Here is a 23640-nt window from a genome sequence, read left to right as displayed (position 1 = left end):
CCCCTCCCCCGGTTTCCGCGCCGGAAACCGGGCCGGATTCCTCGCAGGAATCCGGCTTGCAGCACGCTAACCTTGCCCCTGAAGCAGCAGGTGGCAACCTGACTGTCCGGCCTGCTCAGTCCTGCAGGTCGGTGAACAGGTTATCGTTCTCGACGAAGTCCAGCTTGTCCTTCTCGACGGTGCCTTCATTGATGTCGCGCACCTCGACCCGGCCGTCGCCATAGCCGATCACCACGGTGTCGCAGATGTCGATGAACAGCCCGTTCTCGATCACGCCGGGGATCTGGTTCAGCACCAGCGCCAGCTGGCGGGCGTTGCCGATGCGGTTCAGATGCAGGTCCAGGATATAGTTGCCCTCATCAGTCACAAACGGCGCATCGCCGTTCATCCGCAGGGTGGTGGTGCGGCCCATCACGTCCATCGACACCAGGGTTTCCTCGATCAGCGCCTGGCTGCTCTGCCAGCCGAACGGCAGCACTTCCACCGGCAGCGGGAAGGCGCCCAGGGTCTCGACCGACTTGCTGGCATCGGCAATCACCACCATCTGGTCCGAGGCCGTTGCGACGATCTTCTCCTGCAGATGCGCGCCGCCGCCGCCCTTGATCAGGTTCAGGTCGGCATCAAACTCATCGGCGCCGTCGATGGTCATGTCCAGCCATTTGGCCTCGTCCAGCGACACCACATTGATGCCCACATCGCGGGCCAGCGCGGCCGTGCGCGAGGAGGTCGGCACAGCGGTGATCCTCAGCCCGTCCTTCTGCACCATCTCGCCCAGGCAGCGCACCAGCCAGGCCGCGGTGGAGCCGGTGCCGAGGCCGACCCGCATCCCGTCTTCCACCATTTCGGCCGCCCGCTTGGCAGCTACGAATTTCGCCTTGTCGATGGGCGACAGTTCTCCGGTCATGTGTTCGGCTCCGTGAAACGCGTTTGCGGCGGTTATAGGCAGTTTGCCCCCCGTGTGCGAGAGGGGTTTTGCAGAGGCAACCCCAACAGTGGAAATCGCGCCATTTCGGCCTATAGCTCATCTGTCTAGGGGACCGTTTTCATGCTGAACTTTGACGAAGAGACCACCCGCCTGCTCGAAGACGCCTATCAGGGCGCCGATGTGTCGCGGCGGCGGCGGGCAACATTCGACGCGCTGGCGCCCGGGCCGGGCGAGCACATCCTGGACGTGGGCTGCGGCAACGGGCTGCTGACGCTGGAACTTTCCCGCGCCGTCGGCCGCAGCGGCCATGTCACCGGGCTGGACGCCAGCCCGCAGATGCTGGCCGCCGCCCGCCAGCGGCTGGACGGGCGCGGCAACACCACCCTCACCGAAGGCGACGCCGCCCGGCTGCCGTTTGATGAGGCCAGCTTTGACAAGGCCGCGGCGCTTCAGGTGTTCGAATACCTGACCGACCGCCGCCCGGCCCTGCGCGCCCTGCACAAGGTGCTCAAGCCCGGCGGCCTTCTGGCGGTGGGGGACATGCATTGGGACACCCTGGCCTGGCACAGCGATAACACCCGGCGCATGGAACGGATGCTGGAGGCCTGGGGCCGCCACATGGCGGTGCGCGACCTGCCCGGCAAATTGCCCGCCGAGCTGCGCAGCTGCGGTTTTGAGGTCCGCCACACCCGGCCGCTGACCGTCTGCGACACCACCCTGCGGCCCGACGGGCTGGCGGCGATGATGATCCAGCTGATCCGCGCCTTTGCGGTGGACATCGGCGCCACCGACCCCGACGACGCCGCCGCCTGGGCCCAGGAGCAGCAGGAACTTGCCTCAGAGGGGCGTTTCTTCCTGTCGCTCACCCATTTTGTCTGCACCGCCCGGCGGATTTGAGCCTCCCCCGGCCGGAGCGGGCTGCACCGCCCCCTACCTCCGCGTCCGCTGGAGGTTGGCGATCACCCGCCGCATGTGTGCCAGAAACTGCGACGCCTCCGCCTCGCTGAAGCCGTCCAGCGCCTGGCCGTTCACGCTCTGCGCCTCCGCAACCGCCTCTTCCCGCAGGCCCCGCGCCTTCGGTGTCAGATGCACCAGCCGCGCCCGCTTGTCCTCAGGCGACGGGCGACGCTCGATCAGCCCGTCCCGCTCCATCCGCGCCAGCGTGTTGGCCATGGTCGCCTGCTCCACCGACAAAGCCGCCGTCAGCTCAGCCTGGGTGCGGCCCTCTTCGGCCCACAGCTCCAAAAGCACCATGAACTGCGCCGGCGCCAGCCCCAGCGGCTGCACCCGTCCCGCCAGCGCCGCCGCAAACAGCCGCGCCATGTGATTGGCCAGGAACCCGGCCGAGGTCTTCTGAAATTCGCTCATTTCCTCAGATGACACTTGAATAGCAGGCTATTCAATACCATTTATATAGCACGCTATCTTAATCAAGGACACCCGCCATGAAACTCCGCCTCCACGCCATCGCAGGCACCCTGGCCCTGCTCATCATCTCAACCTTCTGGATATCCACGGTTTTCTCCGAGGCCTTCGGCAGCCACCAGACCATCGCTCAAGTTAAAACCGCGGTGCTCTACGGTATGGCGCTGCTGATTCCGGCCATGGCCGCCGCGGGGGCAACAGGCGCATCGCTGGGCCGCGGCTGGAAGCTGCCGCAGGTGGCAGCGAAATCCCGCCGCATGAAGTTCATCGCCGCCAACGGCCTGCTGATCCTGCTGCCCAGCGCCGTGTTCCTCGCGATCAAGGCGCAATCCGGCCAGATCGACGGCCTGTTCTATACCGTTCAGGCCCTGGAGCTGTGTGCAGGAGCCGTGAATATCACGTTGCTTTCCAAGAACTTGCGCGACGGTCTTTCCCTTGCCCGCCGACGCCGCGCGCGCAGCGCCGCCTGACCGCGCCCTGCCCGCTCTCCCAAGGTCCGGCGCGCCGCCGGTGCAAGGCCGCCGGACCCTTTCCCGCCGCAGCCCGGCAAACATGCATCACAAAGGCGGGTTTCCTATTGGAAACGCCGGAAACGGACACATATTCCGCGCGTCTGCGTCATAATACTGCGTCATGAAACCCGAGTACCGCCTGCACTACGCCCCCGACAACGCCTCACTGGTCATCCGGCTGGTGCTGGAGGAGCTTGGCCAGCCGTATGAAACCGTGCTGGTCGACCGCAAGGCACAGGCGCAGAACAGCCCCGAATACCGGGCGCTGAACCCGGGCGGGCTGATCCCGGTGCTGGAAACGCCCGACGGTGCGGTGTTCGAGACCGCCGCCATCCTGCTGTGGCTCTCCGAACGCCACGCCGCAATGGCGCCGCAGCCCGGCAGCGCCGACCGCGCGGCCTTCCTCAAATGGCTGTTCTTCGCCTCCAACACCCTGCACGCCGACCTGCGAATGCTGTTTTACCCGGACAAATACATCGGCGATGCGAAGGCTGATCAGGCACAGCTGCAAAAGGTCCTGCGCCAGCGCCTGCACCGGCACCTGACCAGCCTTGATCAGGCCGCGGCCGCCCGCCCCGCCTGGCTCGGCGCGCCGCAGCCCTCGGTGCTGGACTACTACCTGGCCTGCCAGATGCGCTGGATGGCGCTTTACCCCGCGCAGGCGGACAAATCCTGGTTCGTCATCGCCCATTACCCCAGCCTGCAACGCCTCTGCGCCGCGCTGGAGCACCGCCCCGCCGTCACGGCAGCACGCGAGGCCGAGGGCCTCGGCGCCACCCCGTTCACATCCCCGGCCTACGCCAATCCCCCAGAAGGATCAGCCACCTAATGTTCCTCTCCGTCTTCGACATGTTCAAAGTGGGCATCGGCCCGTCGTCCTCCCACACCATGGGTCCGATGGTCGCCGCCGCGCGCTTCCTCGACATGATGCGCGCGTCGCCGTTTGAATTCCACGGCCTGCGCGCCTCGCTGCACGGCTCGCTCGCTTTCACCGGCGTCGGCCACGCCACCGACCGGGCCACCATCCTGGGCCTCGGCGGCTTTGTCGCCCATGACTATGATGACGAGAAGGCTGAGGCCTTCCTGGCGGAGCTGGACAAGACCCATAAGATGCACCCCGAAGGCTTGGGCGAACTGCACTTCGACCCCAAGGCCGACATGATCTTTGACTACGATCACGCGCTGCCGGGCCACGCCAACGGCATGATCCTGATGGCCACCGATGCCCAGGGCGACGTGATCCTGAAGCAGGTGTTCTACTCGATCGGCGGCGGCTTTGTCGTCACCGAGGAGGAACTGGCCGCAGGCAAGGCCACCGACGAGGGCGACCCGGTGCCCTACCCGTTCAAATCCGCGGCCGAGATGCTGGAGATGGCCAAGGCCAGCGGCAAGTCGATTGCCGATATGAAGCGCGCCAACGAGATCTCCCGCGGCTGTTCCGAAAGCCTCGCCAAGGGCACCGCCCGCATCTGGCAGGTGATGAACGACTGCATCAACCGCGGGCTGGAGCGTGACGGCATCCTGCCCGGCGGCCTCAAGGTGCGCCGCCGCGCCAAGGGCATCTATGACGCGCTGATGGCCGAACGCGGCATGAACCTCACCGCCCCGCACACCATCAACGACTGGATGAGCGTCTACGCGATGGCGGTGAACGAGGAAAACGCGGCCGGCGGCCAGGTTGTGACCGCACCCACCAACGGCGCCGCAGGCACCCTGCCCGCGGTGATCCGCTACTACCTCGACCACGTGCCGGGCGCGTCCGAGGCCCATGTCGAGGATTTCCTGCTGACCGCCGCCGCCATTGCCGGCCTGGTCAAATACAACGCGTCCATCTCCGGCGCCGAAGCCGGCTGCCAGGCCGAGGTCGGCTCGGCCTCCGCCATGTCCGCCGCGGGCCTCTGCGCCGTGATGGGCGGCACCCCGGAACAGGTGGAAAACGCTGCCGAGATCGCGCTGGAGCATCACCTGGGCATGACCTGCGACCCCGTGAAGGGCCTAGTGCAGGTCCCCTGCATCGAGCGCAACGGCCTCGCGGCGATCAAGGCCGTCTCCGCCGCCTCGCTTGCCTTGCGCGGCGACGGCCAGCACTTCGTGCCGCTGGACGCCTGCATCGAGACCATGCGCCAGACCGGTGCCGACATGCACGACAAGTACAAGGAAACCTCGCTCGGCGGCCTGGCTGTAAACGTGCCGAACTGCTGAGTTTTTGCCCTAACCTGCCTCCGCCGGGACAACCGGACGCAGGTTCGCGCCCGCCCTGCGGGACGGGCGCGAACCGGGCCGCCAGCGGCCCGGGGTCTACTGCCGCAAACGGTCCCGCTTTCAACCGCACCTTGTAAGTTTCCTCCTCCGCGCCTAGCCTGCCGCCATGACACAGGACCGGCCCCTCCTCGGCATCGCCCTGATGCTGGGCTTCTGCATGGTGATCCCGCTGGGCGACGCCATTGCAAAACTGCTGACCAACCGGGTGCCGGTTGCCCAGATCGTCTTCATCCGCTTTGCCGCTCAGGCCGCGATCCTGCTGCCGCTGGCCCTGGCGCTGCGGCTGCCGCTCAGCCTGTCGCGCCGGGTCGCGCCGCTCCTGTTCCTGCGCACCCTGCTGCAGATGGGCGGCATCGCCGCCATGTTCACCGCCTTCAAATACCTGCCCTTGGCCGATGCGGTGGCAATCGCCTTCGTCATGCCGTTCATCATGCTGCTCCTGGGTAAATTTGTCCTGCACGAGAACGTCGGCCTGCACCGCCTCGGCGCCTGCGTTGTCGGCTTCACCGGCACCCTGCTGGTCATTCAGCCCAGCTTTGCAGCCGTCGGCTGGAATGCCCTCTGGCCGCTGCTGGTCGCGGTGATCTTTGCCCTGTTCATGCTGATCACACGCAAGATTGCCAAGGAAACCGATCCCATCTCGGTCCAGGCGGTGGCGGGCGTCATGGGCACCGTCCTGCTGGCGCCGGTGCTGCTGATCGGCGATGCCGCCGGCGTGGCTGCCCTCTCCACCGCCCTGCCGCCGCAGGACACTTGGACCCTGCTGGCCGCCGCAGGCGCCCTTGGCACCGTCGCGCACCTCCTGATGACCTGGAGCCTGCGGTTCGCCCCCACCTCCACCCTTGCCTCGATGCAATATCTTGAGATCCCGGTGGCGGTGTTCTTCGGCTGGCTGATTTTCTCAGAACTGCCCAACACCCTCGCCGCCTTCGGCATCCTGCTGACCATCGGCGCAGGCCTTTATGCGGTGATGCGCGAGCGTAAGCCCGCGGAGACCGAAGAGCGCATCAATCCCGCCTGAGCGCTCTCATCACATCCGCCAGCAGCCGCCGCGGCACGATCACCAAAAGCCCCGGCCCGTCCGGCATCAGCCGCACCGGCCCCAGCGCCCTGTTCGAAGTGCCGATCCGCCCCATCGGCGACATCACCAGCCCCTCGATCGGCCACTCCAGCCCGTCCGAGCGCCCGGTCACCTGCTGCATCGGGAACAGCGAAATCACCTCCCCGGCCCGGGCCGGCAGCGCCACCTCATGCGTCAGGTGAAAGATCACCTCGGTCTCGCCGATCAGCACACACGGCGTCCCGTGCCCCTGCACCAGCGTGCTGAAGGCCGCCAGCTGGTGGTCCACCCTGCCCCCCAGAAACCCCACCGCCAGCACCACCGGCGCCCCGATGGAGCGCAGCGCCTTGTCGAAATCGGTGCTGTCCTGCTCCGCCACCGGGTGCAGGGCTTCGGGCGGCAGCTGCGCCCGCACCGCTTCGCTCAGCGAGTCGAAATCGCCGATCACCGCCTCAGGCCGGTGCCCCGCCGCCAGCGCCGCCGCCGCGCCGCCATCCGCCGCCGCCAGCACCGGCGCCAGCGCCAGCGCCTCCTCCAGCGCGCCAGAGGGGATTTCACCGCCGCCGACCAGGGTGACTGGTTCCAATGCTTCAACAATCCTACGGTTCATTCGGCGAATTCCTGCCGGTTTTGGAAACAGGACACATTCTGAACACAAAATGATACGATCAATTGCACGGATTCGAGCAAAATTGGTCCTTCCAGCCAATATGGTGAATGGCAACAGATGTGGCGACGACGAGCGAGCTGATGGTACACAACAACAAAGTCTTGACGGTATCCTATGGAACCTTTTCCTGCACATTGGAAGGGTTTGAGGATTCCTTCGGCACGATGAAGGCCATTGCCGAGTATTTCCGCGACCTGGCCGCCGACGACCGCTACTTCGGCGCTGAGCCGCCGCAGCCCGATGCCGACATGCTGGCCCGCATCGCCCAGCGCGAAATCGCCCGCCAAGTCGAGGCCCGCACCAGCGACACCGGAATTCACCTGCGTGCAGCCACCCCGGCTCTGGGGGCTGCCGCGGCTGAAGCGCCTGCACCCGCTCCTGCCCCTGTGACCTCCGCGCCTGCTGAAACGCCTGCCCCTGTCGCCGCCGCGCCGCAAGCTGAGCCGGAAGCAGAGCAGCCCGCCGCAACGCCGGAACCGGCCCCCGAAGCGCCTGCAGAACCGGCAGAAGAAACCGCCACACCGGAAGCAGTGTCCGCAGACACCGAAGCTCCCGCCGCCGCTGAGGCAGCAGACGCAGCGGATACGGCCGAGACCCCGGCCTCTGCTGATCAGGCCGCGGAAGAGGTTGCCGAAGCCGAAGCCGAAGCCGAAGCCGAAGCCGAAGCCGAAGCCGAAGCCGAAGCCGAAGCCGAAGCCGAAGCCGAAGCCGAAGCCGAAGCCGAAGCCGAAGCCGAAGAAATCATCGCCGCAGCGCTGGATGACGCAAGCCCCGGCACCGGGACCGGCGCGCAAACCGAAGAGCGCAAGGACAGTCCCGCTGTCGAGCTGCTGGAGGTCAACGAGGCCGGGGCACAGGAAGACGCGGACGCTCCGGCAGCCGCCGAAGCGGAAGACGCTGCACCGCACGCAGCAGAGGACACCGCCCCCGCCGCCGACAGCATCGCCGCCAAGCTGCAACGCATCCGCGCCGTGGTGGCGCAGGCGCCCGAAGAGGACTTCAGCGAGGACGAGCACGCCGACGACGTGCTGGAAAGCGCGGCTGAGGAAATCACCTCCGCGCTGATGGAGGACGACGCAACCGGCGCGCCGGACTTCGACGACGACGGCGACGACGAAATCTCCCGCACGCTGGACCGCCTGGACCTGGGCAGCGCTGCAGCTCAGGAGCCTGAAACCGCCGCGGAGGCAGAGACCGAAGACAGCGCAGACGCCTCTGACGGCAGCCTGTTCGCAGACCTCAAGGACGCTGCCGCCGCAGACCAGCCCGCAGCCGGCGATGCCGGTAACCTTCTGGCGGATGAGGACGCTGAGCATGCGCCCGCTCCGGCGGCGCGGGTGCGCATTACCAAGGTCAAACGCTCCGACTTCGACAAGGCCATCGCCTCCGGCCGCCTCCAGGACACCGGCAGCCGTCCCGAAGCGGACGCCGCGCCGGCCGCCCTGTCGGAAGAGGACGAAGCCGACCTGATGCGCGAACTGGCCGAGGTGGAAGCGGAAATCCTCGCCGCCTCGGAACTGCCTGAAGACACCGCCGCTGAGCAGGACACTGCCGCCGCAAGCCCCGCGGGCGCTGCCGCCGCGGAGCAGCCCGCAGCTTCCAGCCTGGCAGACAGCGATGTCAGCCGCCTGATGGCCGCCGCCGACGAAAAGCTCGAGGACCCCGAATCAGCCTCCTCGCGCGAAGCCTACGGCCACCTGCGCGCCGCCGCCGCCGCCGCCAAGGACGGCTCCGCCGGGGGCACCGGCGGCAGCGACGACGCCCAGGCCTACCGCGAGGACCTGGCCAGCGTGGTGCGCCCGCGCCGCCCGGAGGCCCGCCAGGCCAGCTCCGAGCGCCCGGCCAGCCCGGCTGCCCGCCCGGCGCCGCTGAAACTGGTGGCCGCCCAGCGCATCGACCAGGGCGCGGACCCGCAGCAGCCGGTGCGCCCGCGCCGGGTTTCGGCCGCGGTTCTGGGAGAAGAATCCGAGACCGCCGGCAGCGGCTTTGCGGCCTATGCCGCCGAACGCGGCGCTGCTGAGCTGCATGAACTGCTGGAAGCCGCCGCCGCCTACATGAGCTTTGTCGAAGGCCGCGACCACTTCTCGCGGCCGCAGCTGATGAACAAGGTGCGCAGCGCCGGCAGCAGCGACTTCAACCGCGAAGACGGGCTGCGCTCCTTCGGCCAGCTGCTGCGCGACGGCAAGATCGAACGCTCCGGCAACGGCCAGTTCACCGCCTCCGGCGACATCGGCTTCAAGCCCGGCAAACGCGCCGCGGGCTGAACAGCCTGAAAGCACAACACAAAAAGGCGGCCCCGCGAGGCCGCCTTTTTCATTTCAAACCTGACCCTTATTCATCTTTCCGGAAATACTCCGGGGTGAATTGGCCGTCAGGCCAAGAGGGGCAGCGCCCCTCGTCCAATCGAACCTGAGGGGCAGCGCCCCTCTTCCAATCGAACCTGAGGGGCAGCGCCCCTCTTCCAATCAAGCCTGAGGGGCAGCGCCTCTCTTCCAATCAAACCTGAGGGGCAGCGCCCCTTCTCTTACTGGTCTTCACCGGCGTCCGGATCCGCCTGGCCGACGCCGCGGAACACGAACTTGAACGGCAGCACCCAGACGATGCCCAGGGCGACATAGACGATCAGCTCCAGCCACAGCGGCGGGCGGTCCAGCCAGTTCATCACCGTGACCGCGGCCACGATGTAGAGCGGCATCCCGACCAGCAGGATCACCAGGGCCCAGCGCCGCCGGGCCTTGTAGCTCAGGCCTTGCTTCTCAGCCATCAGTCAGCGAACGGGTCGGTCACCAGGATGGTGTCGTCCCGCTCCGGGCTGGTGGACAGAAGCGCCACCGGGCAGTCGATCAGCTCTTCCACCCGCTTCACGTATTTGATGGCGTTGGCGGGCAGGTCGTTCCAGCTGCGCGCGCCCTCAGTGGACTCGCTCCAGCCCGGCATTTCCTCATAGATGGGGGTGCAGCGGGCCTGCTGGTCGGCGGCGGTCGGCAGATAGTCCAGCGTCTCGCCATCCAGATCATATCCGGTGCAGATTTTCAGGGTCTCGAACCCGTCCAGAACGTCCAGCTTGGTCAGGCAGATGCCCTTGATGCCCGATGTGGCGCAGGTCTGGCGCACCAGCGCCGCATCAAACCAGCCGCAGCGGCGCTGGCGGCCGGTGGTGGTGCCGAACTCATGGCCGCGGGTGCCCAGGCGCTCGCCGTCCGCATCCGGAGTGCCGTCTTCCTTCAGAAGCTCGGTCGGGAACGGGCCTTCACCAACGCGGGTGGTATAGGCCTTGACGATGCCCAGCACGTAATCGATCGAGCCCGGGCCGATGCCGACGCCGGTGGCCGCCTGGCCTGCAATCACGTTCGAGGAGGTCACAAACGGGTACGTGCCGAAATCGATGTCCAAGAGCGCGCCCTGCGCGCCTTCGAACAGGATCCGCTTGCCCGATTTCCGCTTTTCGTTCAGCACCTTCCAGACCGGTGCCGCATAGGGCAGGATCTTGGGCGCGATTTCCTTCAGCTGTTCGATCAGCGCGTCGCGGTCGATCGGATCAACGCCCAGGCCCTTGCGCAGCGGGTCATGGTGCTGCAGCGCGCGGTCGACGCGGGCAATCAGGGTCGCCTCATCGGCCAGGTCGGCAACGCGGATCGCGCGGCGGCCCACCTTGTCTTCATAAGCCGGGCCGATGCCGCGGCCGGTGGTGCCGATCTTGGTGCCCTTGGAGGCCGCCTCTTCGCGCGCCCGGTCCAGCTCGCCGTGCAGCGGCAGGATCAGCGGGGTGTTCTCGGCGATCATCAGCGTCTCGGGGGTGATCTCGACACCCTGCTCGCGGACCGTCTCGATTTCCTTCAGCAAGTGCCAGGGATCCAGCACCACGCCGTTGCCGATGACGCTGAGCTTGCCGCCGCGCACCACGCCCGAGGGCAGCGCGTGCAGCTTGTAGACCTTGCCGTCAATGACCAGCGTGTGGCCGGCGTTATGGCCGCCCTGGAAGCGGGCGATCACGTCAGCGCGCTCGCTCAGCCAGTCCACGATCTTGCCTTTCCCTTCGTCGCCCCACTGGGCGCCGACTACGACGACATTGGCCATATCCGGTCCTTTACAGTCTGGTTCAAACCCACGCTCATATAGCGATGCTGCGCAGGCAGTGGAACCGGAAATTCGCCGCAGTCAGACCCAGGATGCCCGTTTTCACCCCGATCACAAAGGGCTGCGCCTGCCTGGGCGGGCGCGAATGCGCCTGCCGGGGGGCAGGCAGGCGCAGCCCGGCGGTGCCGCCGGGCGATTCCCTCCCATGCGCTTCGGTGGGACGCTGCTGGCGTTGCGCCCCCACCGCACTCCCGCTTCACCCGTTCCTCATATCCCTATGCCATGCTCCCAAACGATCGCGATCCCCCGCCATGGTTCCCGCGCGCGGGGCCATGATACGAGGCGCAGGCATCTGTGCGGCTGCCTGCGCAACCCCCGGAGACCGGCCCTGATAAAAAGGGGGTCGTCCAGGAAATCCTGTCCGAGCAGGCCCCCCGCGGGGTCTGTCCACCTCCACCCGGCGGCGCCGCCCCCTTAACTGGGACACAGCGCGAAACGGCAGAAACACCAGAAACGGCAAAGAACGCCCCGGCCCCCAACGGCCCCGGCGGCCATAGCTGCGCGCGCTCAGCCGCGCAGATGCACCGGCGCGCCATGCGGCGTCGTCAGATACGCCTCCTCCCAGCGGCTGCGCATCACTTCCGCCTCCGCAGGCGAAGCCGCACCCTGCTCCGCCAGAAAAGCTTCCAGCGTCTCCAGCCAGGTGCGAAAGTAATCCTCGCCGCCATCCAGCTCGCGGCTCAGCCCGTGGCGTTTAAGTGCCGCGGAGAACCGATCCACCCACTCACCCCAGGTAAACCGCCCGGATTCGTTCAGATGCACGGTCAGCGCAAAGACCTGCGCGTGCCACGGCTCGGCAAAAACCGGCTCCGGCGCTGCGACCTCGGGGCAATCACTCATAACGGCTCCAGATAGCTCTGCCACAGGTCCAGCACCACCTCGTCCTCCGGGTGCTCCGGATGCGCCCACAGCTCACGCGCAAAAAAGCGCACCGCATAAAGCGGCTCCGGCGCCTCGCCCAGACCATGGGCGCTGCTGTCCGGGAACACATGGGTGCCATGCAGCCGCAGAATATAGCCGCGCGCGCCGGCCGCGTACTGCGGCAGCCTTGTGTGGCCGCCATCCACCAGCGCGTTATCCGCAGGCATCCGCGCCCGCACCGCCTGCCCGGGCGAGAACCGCGGCGCCGGCCCGCCCTCGCGGTCCGCCGGGCCGCCCTTGGCCAGCGCGCCCGCAACATTCTCCGCCTTCAGGGCCCGCTCCGCCAGCTTATGCAGCCCGGCTGCGCCCTTGCCCTCAAGGTCTTCGCGCGTCAGCACGCCCTTCTCCACCAGCAGATCCGCCAGTGCCGAGATCCATTTCTCGTAATAGGAAAACCGGGTGTAATCCTTGGGCGACAGCTTCTCCCGCGCGTGGCGCGACGTGTCGATGTTCCATTGCCCCAGCGCACCGCAGGCCAGCGTCACCGCCAGGGCGCGCGCATGCCAGTCCTCGGCAAAGACCGGCGCGTCCTCCGCTTCCGGCACCACAGGACCATCACCGAATCGCCCGCCCATGTCATGCACCCGGGTCATGCCGGCACCTTCGGTTGTCCGGTGCCGATCATGCTGTCGCGGGTGACCAGCGCGGCCAATTCATCCTCACTGAGGCCTTCCGTGCCCCCGGGCCGCATTGGCAGCACCAGATAGCGGACCTCAGCCGTCGAATCCCAGACCCGCACCGCGGTCTCGTCCGGCAAAGTCACACCAAACTCCGCCAGCACCTTGCGCGGCTCGCGCACCGCACGGGCGCGGTAGGCGTCGGATTTGTACCAGCCGGGCGGAATGCCCAGCAAAGGCCACGGGTAGCAGCTGCACAAGGTGCACACGACCATATTGTGCTGTTGGGCTGTGTTCTCCACCACCACCATATGCTCGCCCTGACGGCCGTAATAGCCCAGCTCCGCCAGCACCGGATCGGCATCGGCCAGCAGTGCTGCCTTGAACTCAGGATCGCTCCAGGCGCGGGCCACCACCCGGGCGCCGTTCTGCGGGCCGATCTTGTTCTGGTAGGTGTCGATGATCTCCTCCAGCGCGGCGGGGTCGATCAGCCCCTTCTGCACAAGAATCGTCTCCAGCGCCTTGACCCGCAAAGCAGGGTCCGGCGGCAAAAGGGCGTGCGGGTGGTCGTGATGATCATGTGGCATGAAAAAAACTCTGCCCTGCCCCAAGCCCCTGCGTCCAGTCACAAAGCACCGCTGCGGCACCTCTGACTGCACGTCATGGGTGCTGCCCGGCGTCAGGCAAACTCCGCCCTTGCCCCCCCGGGCAATCTTGCCTATTTACCGCCCGATACTCAGCCAACCGCCGCAGGGACCCATGGAAAACGTTGTTCTCATCATCCATCTTCTTCTGGCTCTCGGCCTTATTGCCGTGGTGCTGCTGCAGCGCTCCGAAGGCGGCGGTCTGGGCATGGGCGGCGGCGGCGGCGGCGCCATCTCGGGCCGCGCGGCGGCAACCGCGCTCAGCAAGGTGACCTGGATCCTGGCCATTGCCTTCATCTGCACCTCGATCACCCTGACCATCATGGCAGCGCAGAAATCAGCAGGCTCCTCGGTCACCGACCGGCTGGCGGTTCCGCAGGCCGAAGACGGCGACGCACCGGCGGTGCCGGCACCGCTGGGCAGCGAGCTGCTGCCGCCGAGCGAAGGCGACAACGCTCCGCTGGTTCCCAGCGCCGACTAACCTACTACACCTTGAGAGGGTTTTAGGAACCGCAACAGCATCTTGCGGTTCCCTTGCGCTTATTGCGCGAATCCTTTATATATGAAGTCCCGTGATGCTGCGGTTTTCGTACCCATTCCGAGGGCCGCCGGGCAGCTAGATTCTGACTTCTCACGGGGGCAGCCGAACACTCATGGCGCGTTTCATCTTTATCACTGGCGGTGTTGTTTCATCCCTGGGCAAAGGCCTGGCTTCGGCAGCACTGGGGGCGCTTCTGCAGGCCCGCGGATACTCTGTCCGCCTGCGCAAGCTGGACCCCTATCTGAACGTCGACCCGGGCACGATGAGCCCGTTCGAGCACGGCGAGGTGTTCGTCACCGACGACGGCGCCGAGACCGATCTGGACCTCGGCCACTACGAGCGCTTCACCGGGGTTCCGGCGCGCAAGACCGACTCGATCTCCTCCGGCCGGATCTACACTAACGTGCTGGAAAAGGAGCGCCGCGGCGACTACCTCGGCAAGACGATCCAGGTGATTCCGCACGTCACCAACGAAATCAAGGACTTCATCTCCATCGGCGAGGATGAGGTCGACTTCATGCTCTGCGAGATCGGCGGCACCGTCGGCGACATCGAGGGCCTGCCCTTCTTCGAAGCGATCCGCCAGTTCGCACAGGACAATCCGCGCGGCGAATGCATCTTCATGCACCTGACCCTGCTGCCCTACATCAAGGCCTCCGGCGAGCTGAAGACCAAACCGACCCAGCACTCGGTGAAGGAGCTGCGCTCCATCGGCCTGGCGCCGGACATCCTGGTCTGCCGTTCCGAGGGCCCGATCCCGAAGAAAGAGCGCGAGAAGCTGGCCCTGTTCTGCAACGTGCGCCCCGACTCGGTGATTGCTGCGCAGGACCTCAAATCCATCTACGAGGCGCCGCTGGCCTATCACCGCGAAGGCATGGACCAGGCGGTGCTGGATGCCTTTGGCATTGCCCCCGCCCCCAAGCCGAACCTGGAGCGCTGGGAAGATGTGGCCGACCGTATCTATAACCCCGAAGGCGAAGTGCGGGTGGCCATCGTCGGCAAATACACCCAGCTGGAAGACGCCTATAAATCCATCGCCGAGGCGCTGACCCATGGCGGCATGTCGAACCGGGTGAAGGTGCGGATCGAGTGGGTCGATGCCGAGCTGTTCGACAAGGAAGACGCCGCCCCCTATCTCCAGGGCTATCACGCAATCCTGGTGCCCGGCGGCTTTGGCGAGCGCGGCACCGAAGGCAAGATCAAGGCGGCCCAGTACGCGCGTGAAAACAAGGTCCCCTACCTGGGCATTTGCCTCGGGATGCAGATGGCGGTGATCGAGGCCGCGCGCAACGTTGCAGGCATTGCCGAGGCGGGCTCCGAGGAGTTCGACCACGAAGCCGGCAAGAAGCGGTTCGAGCCGGTTGTCTACCACCTCAAGGAATGGGTGCAGGGCAACACCATGGTCGAGCGCAAGGTCGGCGACGACAAGGGCGGCACCATGCGCCTGGGCGCCTATGACGCGACCCTGCTGGAAGGCTCCAAGGTCGCCGGGGTCTATGGCAGCACCCATATCGAGGAGCGCCACCGCCACCGCTACGAGGTCGACACCAAGTACCGCGAGCAGCTGGAGAAATGCGGCCTCAAATTCTCGGGCATGTCGCCGGACGGGCGCCTGCCGGAGATCGTGGAATGGTCGGACCACCCGTGGTTTATCGGCGTGCAGTTCCACCCGGAGCTGAAGTCCAAGCCCTTTGCCCCGCACCCGCTGTTCGACGGTTTCGTGCGCGCAGCCAAAGAAGCGTCGCGGCTGGTCTGAGGGCGTGCGCGGCTGGCGGTTTCCTCCCGCCCGTCGCCTGGCTCACGGCGCGTGAGCGGCTCCCGTTGGGCCCGGCGCCGCCAAGGCGGCGCAGGGAGAAACAGGAAAAAGGCGGGCGCAGGGCCCGCCTTTTGCATTTTACCTAATTGGATTGTGGCGGCTTAGAAGCCGTGCATCCGCTTGGCCCATTGATAGGCCACCACCAGCCCCTTCATACGCGGCAGCATCATCAGCGAGGCGCCCACGGTGATCACCGACATGATGATCGCCAGCGTCCAAGGATCCGGGCGCATCTGCATGTAGACGATGTGCAGCGCAAAGCCGAGGATGTGGCCCACCACCAGGATGGTCAGGTAGGCCGGGCCGTCATCGGCGCGCTGGTGGTGCAGCTCCTGGCCGCACTCGGTGCAGCTGTCATTCACCTTCAGATAGCTGTGCAGCAGCTTGCCGCCGCCGCAGTTCGGGCAGCGCAGCCGCAGCCCCTTCAGCAAGGCGGGCTTCAGCTCCCGCTGCTCCTGTTCCACTAGATCAATCCCGGTCATCGCGGCGTCTCCTTGGGTTTGCCGCGTGATACAGTGATTCCGGGATTGAATGCAAACAATATGCCATCATTGATGTTGCATTTATTGACGCAGTCATGCATTGAACCAATCAATCAAGGCACAATGCGCCAAGCGGAGACACGGCGATGAAACAATGGACCCCTGCCCGCCTGGACAGCGGCAAGCCCCGTTACCTGGAAATCGCCGAGGCGATCCGGGCCGACATCGACGCGGGCGTGCTGTCCCCCGGCGACCGGCTACCGCCGCAGCGACGGGTTGCGCAGGACCTGGGGCTGGATTTCTCCACCGTATCGCGGGGATACGCCGAAGCCGTGCGGCGCGGTTACATCGAGAGCTTTGTCGGCCGCGGCACCTTTGTGAAGGCGCAGGAAGCGCTGCCTGAGCGGCCCGATCCGCGGCGGGCGCTGGAAGAAGACCCGATGATGAACATGCCGCCGGAGCCGGACGACCCTGCCCTGCTGGCGCGGATGCGGCAAGGGCTGGAGCATGTCTCCGCCAACCTGCTGCCGCTCTTGCGTTATCAGTCGGTGACCGGCAGCCCGCAGGACCGGGCCATCGCGGCAGAGTGGATGCAGGCCAACGGGCTGGCCTGCACGCCGGAGCGGCTGGTCATCACGCCGGGCGCGCACGCCAGCCTCTATGCCATCCTGACGATTCTGTGCGAGCCCGGCTCGATTGTCATGTGCGAGGATGTGACCTATCCCGGCCTGCGCTCCATCGCCGCCCGGCAGGGGATCCGTCTGGTCGGGCTGGCGGGGGACAAGGACGGCATCCTGCCGGATGCGCTGGAGAAAGCCATCACCGGCCACTGGCCTGCGGCGCTGTATCTCAATCCGACGCTGCAGAACCCGACCACAAAAACCATCCCGGCCAAACGGCGGCAGGAGATTGCCGCGGTGCTGCAGAAACACGACCTGCCGCTGATCGAGGATGACGCCTATTGCTTTGTCGACAACGGCGCGCCGCAGTCCATCAGCAGCCTGATCCCCGATCTGGGCTGGCATATTGCCGGGCTCTCCAAATGCTTTGGCGCCGGGCTGCGTCTGGCCTATACCACGGTGCCGAGACGCGCGCTGCTGGGGCAGTTCAGCCAGGCGCTCAGGTCGATGCATGTGATGGTGTCGCCCTTGAACCTGGCGCTGCTGGGCCGCTGGATCGAGGATGGCACTGCGGCGGCGCTTCAGCGTTTCATCCGCAAGGCGGCGGCCGAGCGGCAGGCGCTGGCGGCGGGGGTTCTGCAGGACTGTTTCGTCGAGAGCGATCCGCTGGCCTTCAACCTGTGGCTCAGCCTGCCGCGCGGCACCAGCCGGGCCGAGGTGATGGGCCGTATGTCGGGCCGCCAGATCGGCATCATGCCGAGCGATGCCTTCACCGTCTCCGGCCTGCCGGAGGAAGCGGTCCGGGTCTGCCTGGGCGGGCCGGTCGGGCTGGCGGATCTGCGCGAAGACCTGATGGCGCTGAACGATGCCGTCACCCGCAAGGACTGGCTGGGGTGACGCGCCGGTGATAAAGTCTCTGCGCACCGCAGGAGACCCCGCATGATGCGCGTATTCCGCAACCTGATCGAACGCCAGCTGGCCAAGGCGCAGGCCGAAGGGCAGCTGCAGGGCCTCGAAGGCGAAGGCAAGCCGCTGCCCGACCGCAGCAGCGAGGCGTACGCGGATGCGGGCATGGCGGCCGGAATGCGGATCATGGCCGAGGCCGGCGTGGTGCCGGAGGAGTTCAGCCTGAAGGACCAGCTGGCCGCCGCGCGCCGGGAGTATGCCGCGCTGACGGACCCGGAGGCACGCAAGGCGGCGATGGCGCGGATATCGGATCTGGAAATGCGCTACAACATGGCGCGGGATGCGCGGAAATCCTTCTTCCGTTAGCGCAACACCCCGTTGTTTCCGGCGCAATTCGCGCTATAGACAGCCCCAAGACAGACCTTTCAAAAGAAGAGTGACGCATTATGGCTAAAGACGCTTCCGTACAGCAGGAACAACTCGACCGCATCGCAGGCGGCAAGGGCTTCATTGCCGCGCTGGACCAGTCGGGCGGCTCCACCCCGAAGGCGCTGAAGCTTTATGGCGTGAACGAAGACGCCTATTCGAACGACGACGAGATGTTCGCCGAGATTCACAAGATGCGCACCCGCATCATCACCTCGCCGAGCTTTACCAAGGACCGCATCCTGGGCGCGATCCTGTTTGAAAAAACCATGGACGGCGAGATTGACGGCAAGCCGACCGCCGAGTTCCTGTGGGACAACTGCGGTGTGGTCCCGTTCCTGAAGGTCGACAAGGGCCTGGCGGACGAGGAAAACGGCGTGCAGATGATGAAGCCGATGCCGGAGCTGGACGCGCTGCTGGCGCGCGCCAACGATAAGGGCATCTTCGGCACCAAGATGCGCTCGGTCGTCAAGGAAGCCAATGCCGAAGGCATCAAGGCGGTTGTCGCGCAGCAGTTCGAAGTTGGCCGGCAGATCGTTGCGGCCGGCCTGGTGCCGATCATCGAGCCGGAAGTCGACATCAACTCCGCCACCAAGGCCGAGGCGGAAGAGCTGCTGAAGGCAGAGATCAAGGCACAGCTGGACGCCCTGCCGTCCGATGCCAAAGTGGCGCTGAAGCTGACCATCCCGACCAAGCCGGGCCTGTACGACGATCTGGCGGACCACGCCAATGTTGTCCGCGTTGTGGCGCTGTCCGGCGGCTACACCACCGATGACGCCTGCGCGCGCCTGGCGCAGAACCCCAAGATGATCGCCTCCTTCAGCCGCGCCCTGACCGAGGGGCTGAACGTGGCGATGTCCGATGCGGAATATGACGCCGCCCTGGGCGCCAATATCTCCAAGATCTACGACGCATCGCTGTAATCCGGCTGCGTCCGGAAACGGCAAGGGCCGCGCCTGCTGAGGCTGCGGCCCTTTTTTTGTGCTGGCTGGCAGGCGGCCCCGCAGGCCGCCTGGCGCGCCCCGGGGCCAGGCGGCAGATCAGACCCCGGAGCGCCCGGCGCAGCACACCGCCAGCACAAGGCCTGCGCCGCTGAGGAAGGGCAGCCAGAAATAGCGCAGTGCCGCCAGGGTGAACCAGCCGGGCTGCGCCTCCAGCGTCTGGCCCGCGCCGCCGAGCCAGGCCCAGAACACCAGTGCCGCGGCAGAGATCAGAACGCCGCTGAAGGCGAGCAGCCAGCGGGCAGAGCTAGGCATCCGCGCCTCCGCCGCGCGATGACGATCCGCGGCCCGGCTGGCGGCGAGCCATCCGCTCACGCCGCTTCAGTCAGCGAGGGGCGCAGGCCGGTGCAGCTGACCTGGTTTTCATTGGCAGCCAGGTAGCGCTGCGCCTCCTCCCGGTTCCCGAAGCTCAGGGCCTCATCATAAAAATATGTGATCCTGTCCCCGGTCCGGGACAGCAAGGCGCCGCTTTCAAACAGAATAAACCACTTCTTACGCACCAGTTGCATCAGCCTCACTCCTTTCTGAAGCCCGGGCCAGGGCAATCCTCCCGCCTGGCCGGTTCCACTGCAGTTCCTGAGGGTGCACGCAGCCGTCCGGGGCCCTGCCGGGTCCCCCGCTGTCCGTCTGCCAGGTGCTGGATCTGCCCCTGTTGCGCCCTCCTGAAGCCAGGTTTTGCGCCCAGAAGTTGCCAAAAGGTTAACGGGTGTTTGTGCTGGTTTTGCGCGGCATTTTTCTGCCGGCAGACGGCGGTTTCCCGCTTGCGTCGGCGGATTTACGTAAAATTTGGCAAAAACCCGCCGTTGCAGTTTCCGGAGTTGTTTTTTTGGGGGAAAGCCCCCCTGCCGGGCGCTGCCTCAGCTCCCGGCAGCACAGCCGCAGGCCGGGCAGCGGGACAGGTGCAGCGCCGTGCGGCCTTGCCCTCAGCGGAAGTCCGGCGGGCGTTTCTGAAGCTGGGCGGCGACCGCCTCCATATGATCGGGTTTGCCGATCAGCTCCAGCTGTTCGGCGCTTTCGGCCAGCAGTACCTCTGCCTGGCTGGCGCCGCTTTCGGCCTGGGCGATCAGCCGCTTGGCGGCGCGGATGGCGGAGGGGCTTTTGGCAGCGATGGTTGCGGCCAGCTCATTGGCGCGCGACAGCGGGTTGCCGGCCAGTTCGGTCACCAGCCCCCAGTCCAGCGCCTGCTGCGCGCCGATCTTCTCCGCCGTGTAGGTCAGGCGGCGCATCACGTCGGTGCGCACCAGCCGCGGCAGCAGCGCCATGCCGCCCATGTCGGGGATCAGGCCCCATTTCATCTCCATCACCGCCAGCTGCGCTTCGGGGTGGGCGATGCGGATGTCAGCGCCCAGTGCGATCTGCAGCCCGCCGCCGAAACAGGCGCCGTGCAGGGCGGCGATCACCGGCACCGGCACCCGGCGCCAGACCATCGCGACCTCCTGAAAGGCATTGGCGTCGTGGTGGGTGCGCTCCATCACCAGGGTGCTGAGGTCGCGCTGCACGAAGCTGGCAAGCGCGGCCATGTCGAGACCCGCACAGAAGCTTTTGCCGGACCCGGAGAGCACCACCGCGCGGGCGTCCGACTCCGCCACTTCCTGGCCGGCGGCGATGATTGCGTTCACCATCTCCTCGTCCAGGGCGTTGTGCTTGTCCGGACGGGCAAGCGTCACATAGGCGATATGGTCCTTGTAGCCGATGGTCACTCTGTCCATGGTCTTCTCCCCGCTGGATCTTTTGCGTCAGCCTGCCCCGGAACCGGCGGCGTTTCCAGTGCTACGTGGGGGCAGCCGTCCTGCAGGGGCCGCAGCCCTTGCCCCGCTTTGCGGCTTGGGGTTATCTGCCGCCATGACTGGTCCCCGCTACACCCCGCTTGCGCTTTCCCTGCCCGCCACCGTGCCCTTTGTCGGCCCCGAGACCCAGGAGCGTGCCCGCGGCCAGGTTTTTGCCGCGCGGCTGGGGGCGAATGAGAACATCTTTGGCCCCTCGCCCAAGGCAATCGAGGCGATGGGCAAGGCAGCGGCGGAGATCTGGAAGTACGGCGATGCAGAGAACCATGATCTGCGCCAGGCGCTGGCCGCGCATCATGGTGTAGCACCGGCGAATATCATGGTGGGCGAAGGCATTGACGGCCTGCTTGGCTACCTGGTTCGGCTGCTGATCGGCCCGGGCGATGCGGTGGTGACCTCGCTGGGGGCCTATCCGACGTTCAATTACCATGTCGCGGGGTTTGGCGGGGTGCTGCATACGGTGCCCTACAAGGACGACCGCGAGGATTACGCCGCGCTGTTTGCCAGGGCGGCGGAGGTGGACGCGAAGATCGTGTATCTTGCCAACCCCGACAACCCGATGGGCAGCTGGCACAAGGGGGCAGAGATCGCCGCGGCGCTGGACGGGCTGCCGGATGGCTGCCTGCTGCTGCTGGACGAGGCTTATGTGGAATGCGCGCCTGAGGGCACCGCGGCCCCCATCAGCGCCGATGATCCGCGGGTGATCCGGATGCGGACCTTCTCCAAGGCCTACGGAATGGCCGGGGCGCGGGTGGGCTATGCGCTGGGGCATCCGGAGCTGATCCTTGCCTTCAACAAGGTGCGCAATCATTTCGGCATGAACCGGGCGGCGCAGGCGGGCGCGCTGGCGGCGTTGCAGGACCAGGAGTGGCTGGCGCAGGTGCTGGCCCAGATCGGTGGCGCGCGGGCGCGGATTGCTGAGATCGCGGCGGAGAACGGGCTGAGCGCCCTGCCCTCGGCCACCAATTTCGTCACCATCGACTGCGGCCGGGACGGGGCGTTTGCCAAGGCGGTGCTGGACTCGCTGGTGGATCAGGGGTTTTTCGTGCGGATGCCCTTTGCCGCGCCGCAAAACCGCTGCATCCGCGTGAGCTGCGGGCCGGAGGCTGAGCTGGCCGCGTTTGCCGCCGCGCTGCCGCGGGCACTGGAGGCCGCGCTGGGGGCTGGCTGAAACCTGCCGGCCGCCGCCGGATCGCGGCGGTTTTACCGGACATTCACCACTCCAGGACTACCATCTAAAGGTAGTACCTGGAGAATTGTCATGCGTGACCCTGAACTGCCGGATGGCATGCCGGATTTCTTCACTGCCGCGATCACTTTTGCCGGGATCAACCTGATGTGGATCTTCTTTGTGATCTGGGTGATGTACGGGATGGTTCCCGTGCTGGTGCTGGCGGTGCTGATCAACCATTTCATCACCCGGCTGGACATCCGGCTGAATTCGCAGAAGGCGTGACGCCGCCTTCTGCCCGGACCTGACCAGCCGCTAAGCGCCCCCGAGCGCGGATGCGGCCGCTTCCAGCGCACCCGCCCCGTGCGGAATGTCCAGCGCCCTGAGGCCGGTTTCGATTCCGCCCAGCAGACCCATCACCATATGGCCGTTCACGTGGCCCATGTGGCCAAGCCGGAAGAAGCCGTGCCATTCCGGGCTGCGGGGCGGCGCCATGCCCAGGCCGATGCCCAGGGTGAGGCCCAGGTTCTGCTCCAGCCAGGTCCGCAGCTCTGTGCCCAGCGGCGAACCGATGTGCAGCGCGGTGACCGCGTGGGAGCGCAGGGCGCGGTCGGGCACATTCATCTTCAGCGGGCCGTCCCTGCCCCAGGCCTCGCACGCCGCCCAGATGGCGCGGGCCAGATGGGCGTGGCGGGCCCAGACGGCCTCCATGCCTTCGGCGTGGATCAAGTCGAGGGCAGCGCGCAGCCCGTAGAGATGATGGGTGGGCGCGGTGCCGCCGAAATACTGGTAGAACTCTTCCGGGTTGGCGCGCGGCTCCCAGTCCCAGTAGCGGCTGATCCGCGGCAGCGCGCGGCGCGCTTCGGCGGCGCGGGTGTTGAAGAACACAAAGCCCATGCCCGCGGGCACCATCAGCCCCTTCTGGCATGCCGTGACCATGACATCGACGCCCCACTCGTCCATCTCGAACCGGTCGCAGCCGAGCGAGGCGATGCAATCGGCCATCAGGAGCGCCGGGTGGCCGGCCGCATCCAGCGCCCGGCGCAGGGCGGCTATGTCGTTGCGGATTGAGCTGGAGGTGTCCACATGCACGCCCAGCACCGCCTTGATGCGGTGGCCGGTGTCGGCGGCAAGTGCTTCGGCGATCCGGGCATGATCCCAGGGCGCGTGGTTGCCGAAATCCAGTATCTCGGCCTCGATCCCCAGCCCCTCAGCCATTTCCGACCAGCCAATGGCGAAGCGGCCCGAGGAGGGCACCAGCACCTTGTCACCCGGCTGCAGGGTGTTTTGCAGCGCTGCCTCCCAGGCGCCGTGGCCGTTGGAGATGTAGATCGCAACCTGATGCTGCGTGCGCGCCACGCGGCGCAGGTCGGGGATCAGGGTGGCGGTCATCTCCACCAGCTCGCCCGCGTAGATGTTGGGAGAAGGCCGGTGCATCGCCTGCAGCACCTGGTCCGGGATGACCGAAGGCCCCGGGATGGCGAGGTAGGAGCGCCCTGCCCGCACGTTCACTGATCCGCTCATGGATGACATTCCTTGCAGCGCGGAAGGCATCCCTGCCCGCCGCGGTTGATCCGTGCCGCCACAGTAGCCGCCCGGCCCGCCGGGTCAATTCCGCAGGCCGCAGCGTCACGGCGAATTGCTTGCGCCCTGCTGCCCACCTGCTTAAATGGCGCTGGAACGACAGGGAAAGGCCCGCAATGACACGAATTTCCTGCCG

26 protein-coding genes are annotated in these 23640 nt (G+C 66.6%); 13 read left to right on the top strand and 13 right to left on the bottom strand.

Annotation, left to right across the window (positions count from 1 at the left end):
- Window positions 1-115: 115 nt before the first annotated feature.
- The gene (rpiA, locus tag AC5STI_RS01285; RefSeq protein ID WP_475050878.1) at window positions 116-904 is read right to left on the bottom strand and encodes a ribose-5-phosphate isomerase RpiA; all 789 of its coding nucleotides are present in this window, start codon (window positions 902-904) and stop codon (window positions 116-118) included.
- 141 nt (window positions 905-1045) lie between these two features.
- On the opposite strand from rpiA, the gene AC5STI_RS01280 reads away from it, so the two are divergent.
- Window positions 1046-1822 (top strand): methyltransferase domain-containing protein, encoded by a 777-nt coding sequence (locus tag AC5STI_RS01280; protein ID WP_495445306.1) that lies wholly within the window; start codon window positions 1046-1048, stop codon window positions 1820-1822.
- A gap of 33 nt (window positions 1823-1855) precedes the next feature.
- Here AC5STI_RS01280 and AC5STI_RS01275 read toward each other — a convergent pair whose 3' ends face one another.
- Window positions 1856-2293, bottom strand: coding sequence for a MarR family winged helix-turn-helix transcriptional regulator (locus AC5STI_RS01275; protein WP_495445305.1), 438 nt, complete (start codon window positions 2291-2293; stop codon window positions 1856-1858).
- Between the two features lie 77 nt (window positions 2294-2370).
- Here AC5STI_RS01275 and AC5STI_RS01270 point away from each other — a divergent pair, with 77 nt between their 5' ends.
- The 4 genes from AC5STI_RS01270 (at window position 2371) to AC5STI_RS01255 (ending at window position 6145) form a co-directional block, all read left to right on the top strand.
- The gene (locus AC5STI_RS01270; RefSeq protein ID WP_495445304.1) at window positions 2371-2820 is read left to right on the top strand and encodes a hypothetical protein; all 450 of its coding nucleotides are present in this window, start codon (window positions 2371-2373) and stop codon (window positions 2818-2820) included.
- Between the two features lie 163 nt (window positions 2821-2983).
- A complete protein-coding gene (locus AC5STI_RS01265) occupies window positions 2984-3691 on the top strand; it encodes a glutathione S-transferase family protein (RefSeq protein WP_495445303.1) in 708 nt (235 codons plus the stop codon).
- Complete coding sequence (locus AC5STI_RS01260; protein ID WP_495445302.1) at window positions 3691-5064, top strand: L-serine ammonia-lyase; 1374 nt, start codon at window positions 3691-3693, stop codon at window positions 5062-5064. Before AC5STI_RS01265 ends, AC5STI_RS01260 begins: the two co-directional genes overlap by 1 nt.
- Before the next feature lie 166 nt (window positions 5065-5230).
- Window positions 5231-6145 carry a DMT family transporter gene (locus AC5STI_RS01255; protein ID WP_495445301.1) on the top strand — a complete coding sequence of 305 codons (915 nt, stop codon included), beginning with the start codon at window positions 5231-5233 and terminating at the stop codon, window positions 6143-6145.
- Here the strand turns inward: AC5STI_RS01255 and AC5STI_RS01250 are convergent.
- Window positions 6132-6794 carry a thiamine diphosphokinase gene (locus AC5STI_RS01250; protein WP_475050868.1) on the bottom strand — a complete coding sequence of 221 codons (663 nt, stop codon included), beginning with the start codon at window positions 6792-6794 and terminating at the stop codon, window positions 6132-6134. The genes AC5STI_RS01255 and AC5STI_RS01250 overlap by 14 nt on opposite strands.
- Before the next feature lie 140 nt (window positions 6795-6934).
- On the opposite strand from AC5STI_RS01250, the gene AC5STI_RS01245 reads away from it, so the two are divergent.
- Window positions 6935-9118 carry a chemotaxis protein CheA gene (locus AC5STI_RS01245; protein ID WP_495447716.1) on the top strand — a complete coding sequence of 728 codons (2184 nt, stop codon included), beginning with the start codon at window positions 6935-6937 and terminating at the stop codon, window positions 9116-9118.
- Between the two features lie 260 nt (window positions 9119-9378).
- Here AC5STI_RS01245 and AC5STI_RS01240 read toward each other — a convergent pair whose 3' ends face one another.
- The 5 genes from AC5STI_RS01240 to nthA all read right to left on the bottom strand — a co-directional run bounded on the left by AC5STI_RS01240 (window position 9379) and on the right by nthA (window position 13116).
- Complete coding sequence (locus AC5STI_RS01240) at window positions 9379-9618, bottom strand: DUF2842 domain-containing protein (protein ID WP_495445300.1); 240 nt, start codon at window positions 9616-9618, stop codon at window positions 9379-9381.
- Window positions 9618-10931, bottom strand: a complete 1314-nt coding sequence (locus tag AC5STI_RS01235; protein WP_475050864.1) for an adenylosuccinate synthase — start codon at window positions 10929-10931, stop codon at window positions 9618-9620. Before AC5STI_RS01235 ends, AC5STI_RS01240 begins: the two co-directional genes overlap by 1 nt.
- 567 nt (window positions 10932-11498) lie before the next feature.
- Window positions 11499-11831: a nitrile hydratase accessory protein gene (locus AC5STI_RS01230; RefSeq protein WP_495445299.1), complete on the bottom strand. Its 333-nt coding sequence runs from the start codon at window positions 11829-11831 to the stop codon at window positions 11499-11501.
- The gene (gene nthB, locus AC5STI_RS01225) at window positions 11828-12505 is read right to left on the bottom strand and encodes a nitrile hydratase subunit beta (RefSeq protein WP_495445298.1); all 678 of its coding nucleotides are present in this window, start codon (window positions 12503-12505) and stop codon (window positions 11828-11830) included. The genes AC5STI_RS01230 and nthB overlap by 4 nt, the downstream gene beginning before the upstream one ends.
- A complete protein-coding gene (gene nthA / locus AC5STI_RS01220; protein WP_495445297.1) occupies window positions 12502-13116 on the bottom strand; it encodes a nitrile hydratase subunit alpha in 615 nt (204 codons plus the stop codon). Before nthA ends, nthB begins: the two co-directional genes overlap by 4 nt.
- A gap of 172 nt (window positions 13117-13288) precedes the next feature.
- Between nthA and secG the strand changes: the two genes are divergently transcribed.
- Entirely contained in the window at window positions 13289-13654 is a 366-nt protein-coding gene (gene secG, locus AC5STI_RS01215) for a preprotein translocase subunit SecG (RefSeq protein WP_495445296.1), read from the top strand.
- A gap of 172 nt (window positions 13655-13826) precedes the next feature.
- Window positions 13827-15470, top strand: coding sequence for a CTP synthase (gene pyrG, locus AC5STI_RS01210; RefSeq protein ID WP_495445295.1), 1644 nt, complete (start codon window positions 13827-13829; stop codon window positions 15468-15470).
- A 161-nt stretch (window positions 15471-15631) separates the two neighbouring features.
- Here the strand turns inward: pyrG and AC5STI_RS01205 are convergent, their stop codons facing one another.
- The gene (locus AC5STI_RS01205) at window positions 15632-16012 is read right to left on the bottom strand and encodes a DUF983 domain-containing protein (RefSeq protein ID WP_495445294.1); all 381 of its coding nucleotides are present in this window, start codon (window positions 16010-16012) and stop codon (window positions 15632-15634) included.
- Between the two features lie 146 nt (window positions 16013-16158).
- On the opposite strand from AC5STI_RS01205, the gene AC5STI_RS01200 reads away from it, so the two are divergent.
- From AC5STI_RS01200 to AC5STI_RS01190, 3 genes are all read left to right on the top strand, one after another.
- Complete coding sequence (locus AC5STI_RS01200; RefSeq protein ID WP_495445293.1) at window positions 16159-17529, top strand: aminotransferase-like domain-containing protein; 1371 nt, start codon at window positions 16159-16161, stop codon at window positions 17527-17529.
- 42 nt (window positions 17530-17571) lie between these two features.
- Complete coding sequence (locus tag AC5STI_RS01195) at window positions 17572-17904, top strand: DnaJ family domain-containing protein (RefSeq protein WP_495445292.1); 333 nt, start codon at window positions 17572-17574, stop codon at window positions 17902-17904.
- Window positions 17905-17984: 80 nt separating this feature from the next.
- On the top strand, window positions 17985-18887 hold the full coding sequence (locus AC5STI_RS01190; RefSeq protein WP_495445291.1) for a fructose bisphosphate aldolase: 903 nt from the start codon (window positions 17985-17987) through the stop codon (window positions 18885-18887).
- Between the two features lie 117 nt (window positions 18888-19004).
- Here the strand turns inward: AC5STI_RS01190 and AC5STI_RS01185 are convergent, their stop codons facing one another.
- The 3 genes from AC5STI_RS01185 to AC5STI_RS01175 all read right to left on the bottom strand — a co-directional run bounded on the left by AC5STI_RS01185 (window position 19005) and on the right by AC5STI_RS01175 (window position 20674).
- Complete coding sequence (locus tag AC5STI_RS01185; protein WP_490398107.1) at window positions 19005-19220, bottom strand: hypothetical protein; 216 nt, start codon at window positions 19218-19220, stop codon at window positions 19005-19007.
- A gap of 56 nt (window positions 19221-19276) precedes the next feature.
- Entirely contained in the window at window positions 19277-19474 is a 198-nt protein-coding gene (locus AC5STI_RS01180) for a hypothetical protein (RefSeq protein ID WP_475050847.1), read from the bottom strand.
- A gap of 414 nt (window positions 19475-19888) precedes the next feature.
- Window positions 19889-20674 carry a crotonase/enoyl-CoA hydratase family protein gene (locus AC5STI_RS01175; RefSeq protein ID WP_475050845.1) on the bottom strand — a complete coding sequence of 262 codons (786 nt, stop codon included), beginning with the start codon at window positions 20672-20674 and terminating at the stop codon, window positions 19889-19891.
- Window positions 20675-20807: 133 nt separating this feature from the next.
- Here AC5STI_RS01175 and AC5STI_RS01170 point away from each other — a divergent pair, with 133 nt between their 5' ends.
- Entirely contained in the window at window positions 20808-21920 is a 1113-nt protein-coding gene (locus tag AC5STI_RS01170) for a pyridoxal phosphate-dependent aminotransferase (protein WP_495445290.1), read from the top strand.
- 90 nt (window positions 21921-22010) lie between these two features.
- Complete coding sequence (locus tag AC5STI_RS01165; protein WP_475050841.1) at window positions 22011-22205, top strand: histidinol phosphate aminotransferase; 195 nt, start codon at window positions 22011-22013, stop codon at window positions 22203-22205.
- A gap of 30 nt (window positions 22206-22235) precedes the next feature.
- Here the strand turns inward: AC5STI_RS01165 and AC5STI_RS01160 are convergent, their stop codons facing one another.
- Window positions 22236-23444, bottom strand: coding sequence for a pyridoxal-phosphate-dependent aminotransferase family protein (locus AC5STI_RS01160; RefSeq protein ID WP_495445289.1), 1209 nt, complete (start codon window positions 23442-23444; stop codon window positions 22236-22238).
- Window positions 23445-23640 lie beyond the last annotated feature (196 nt).

The organism is Leisingera sp. CC-HEC096 (genome assembly GCF_059429235.1).
The sequence above is the reverse complement of the archived record's forward strand: the minus strand, read 5'-3'. Positions and strand labels throughout refer to the sequence as shown.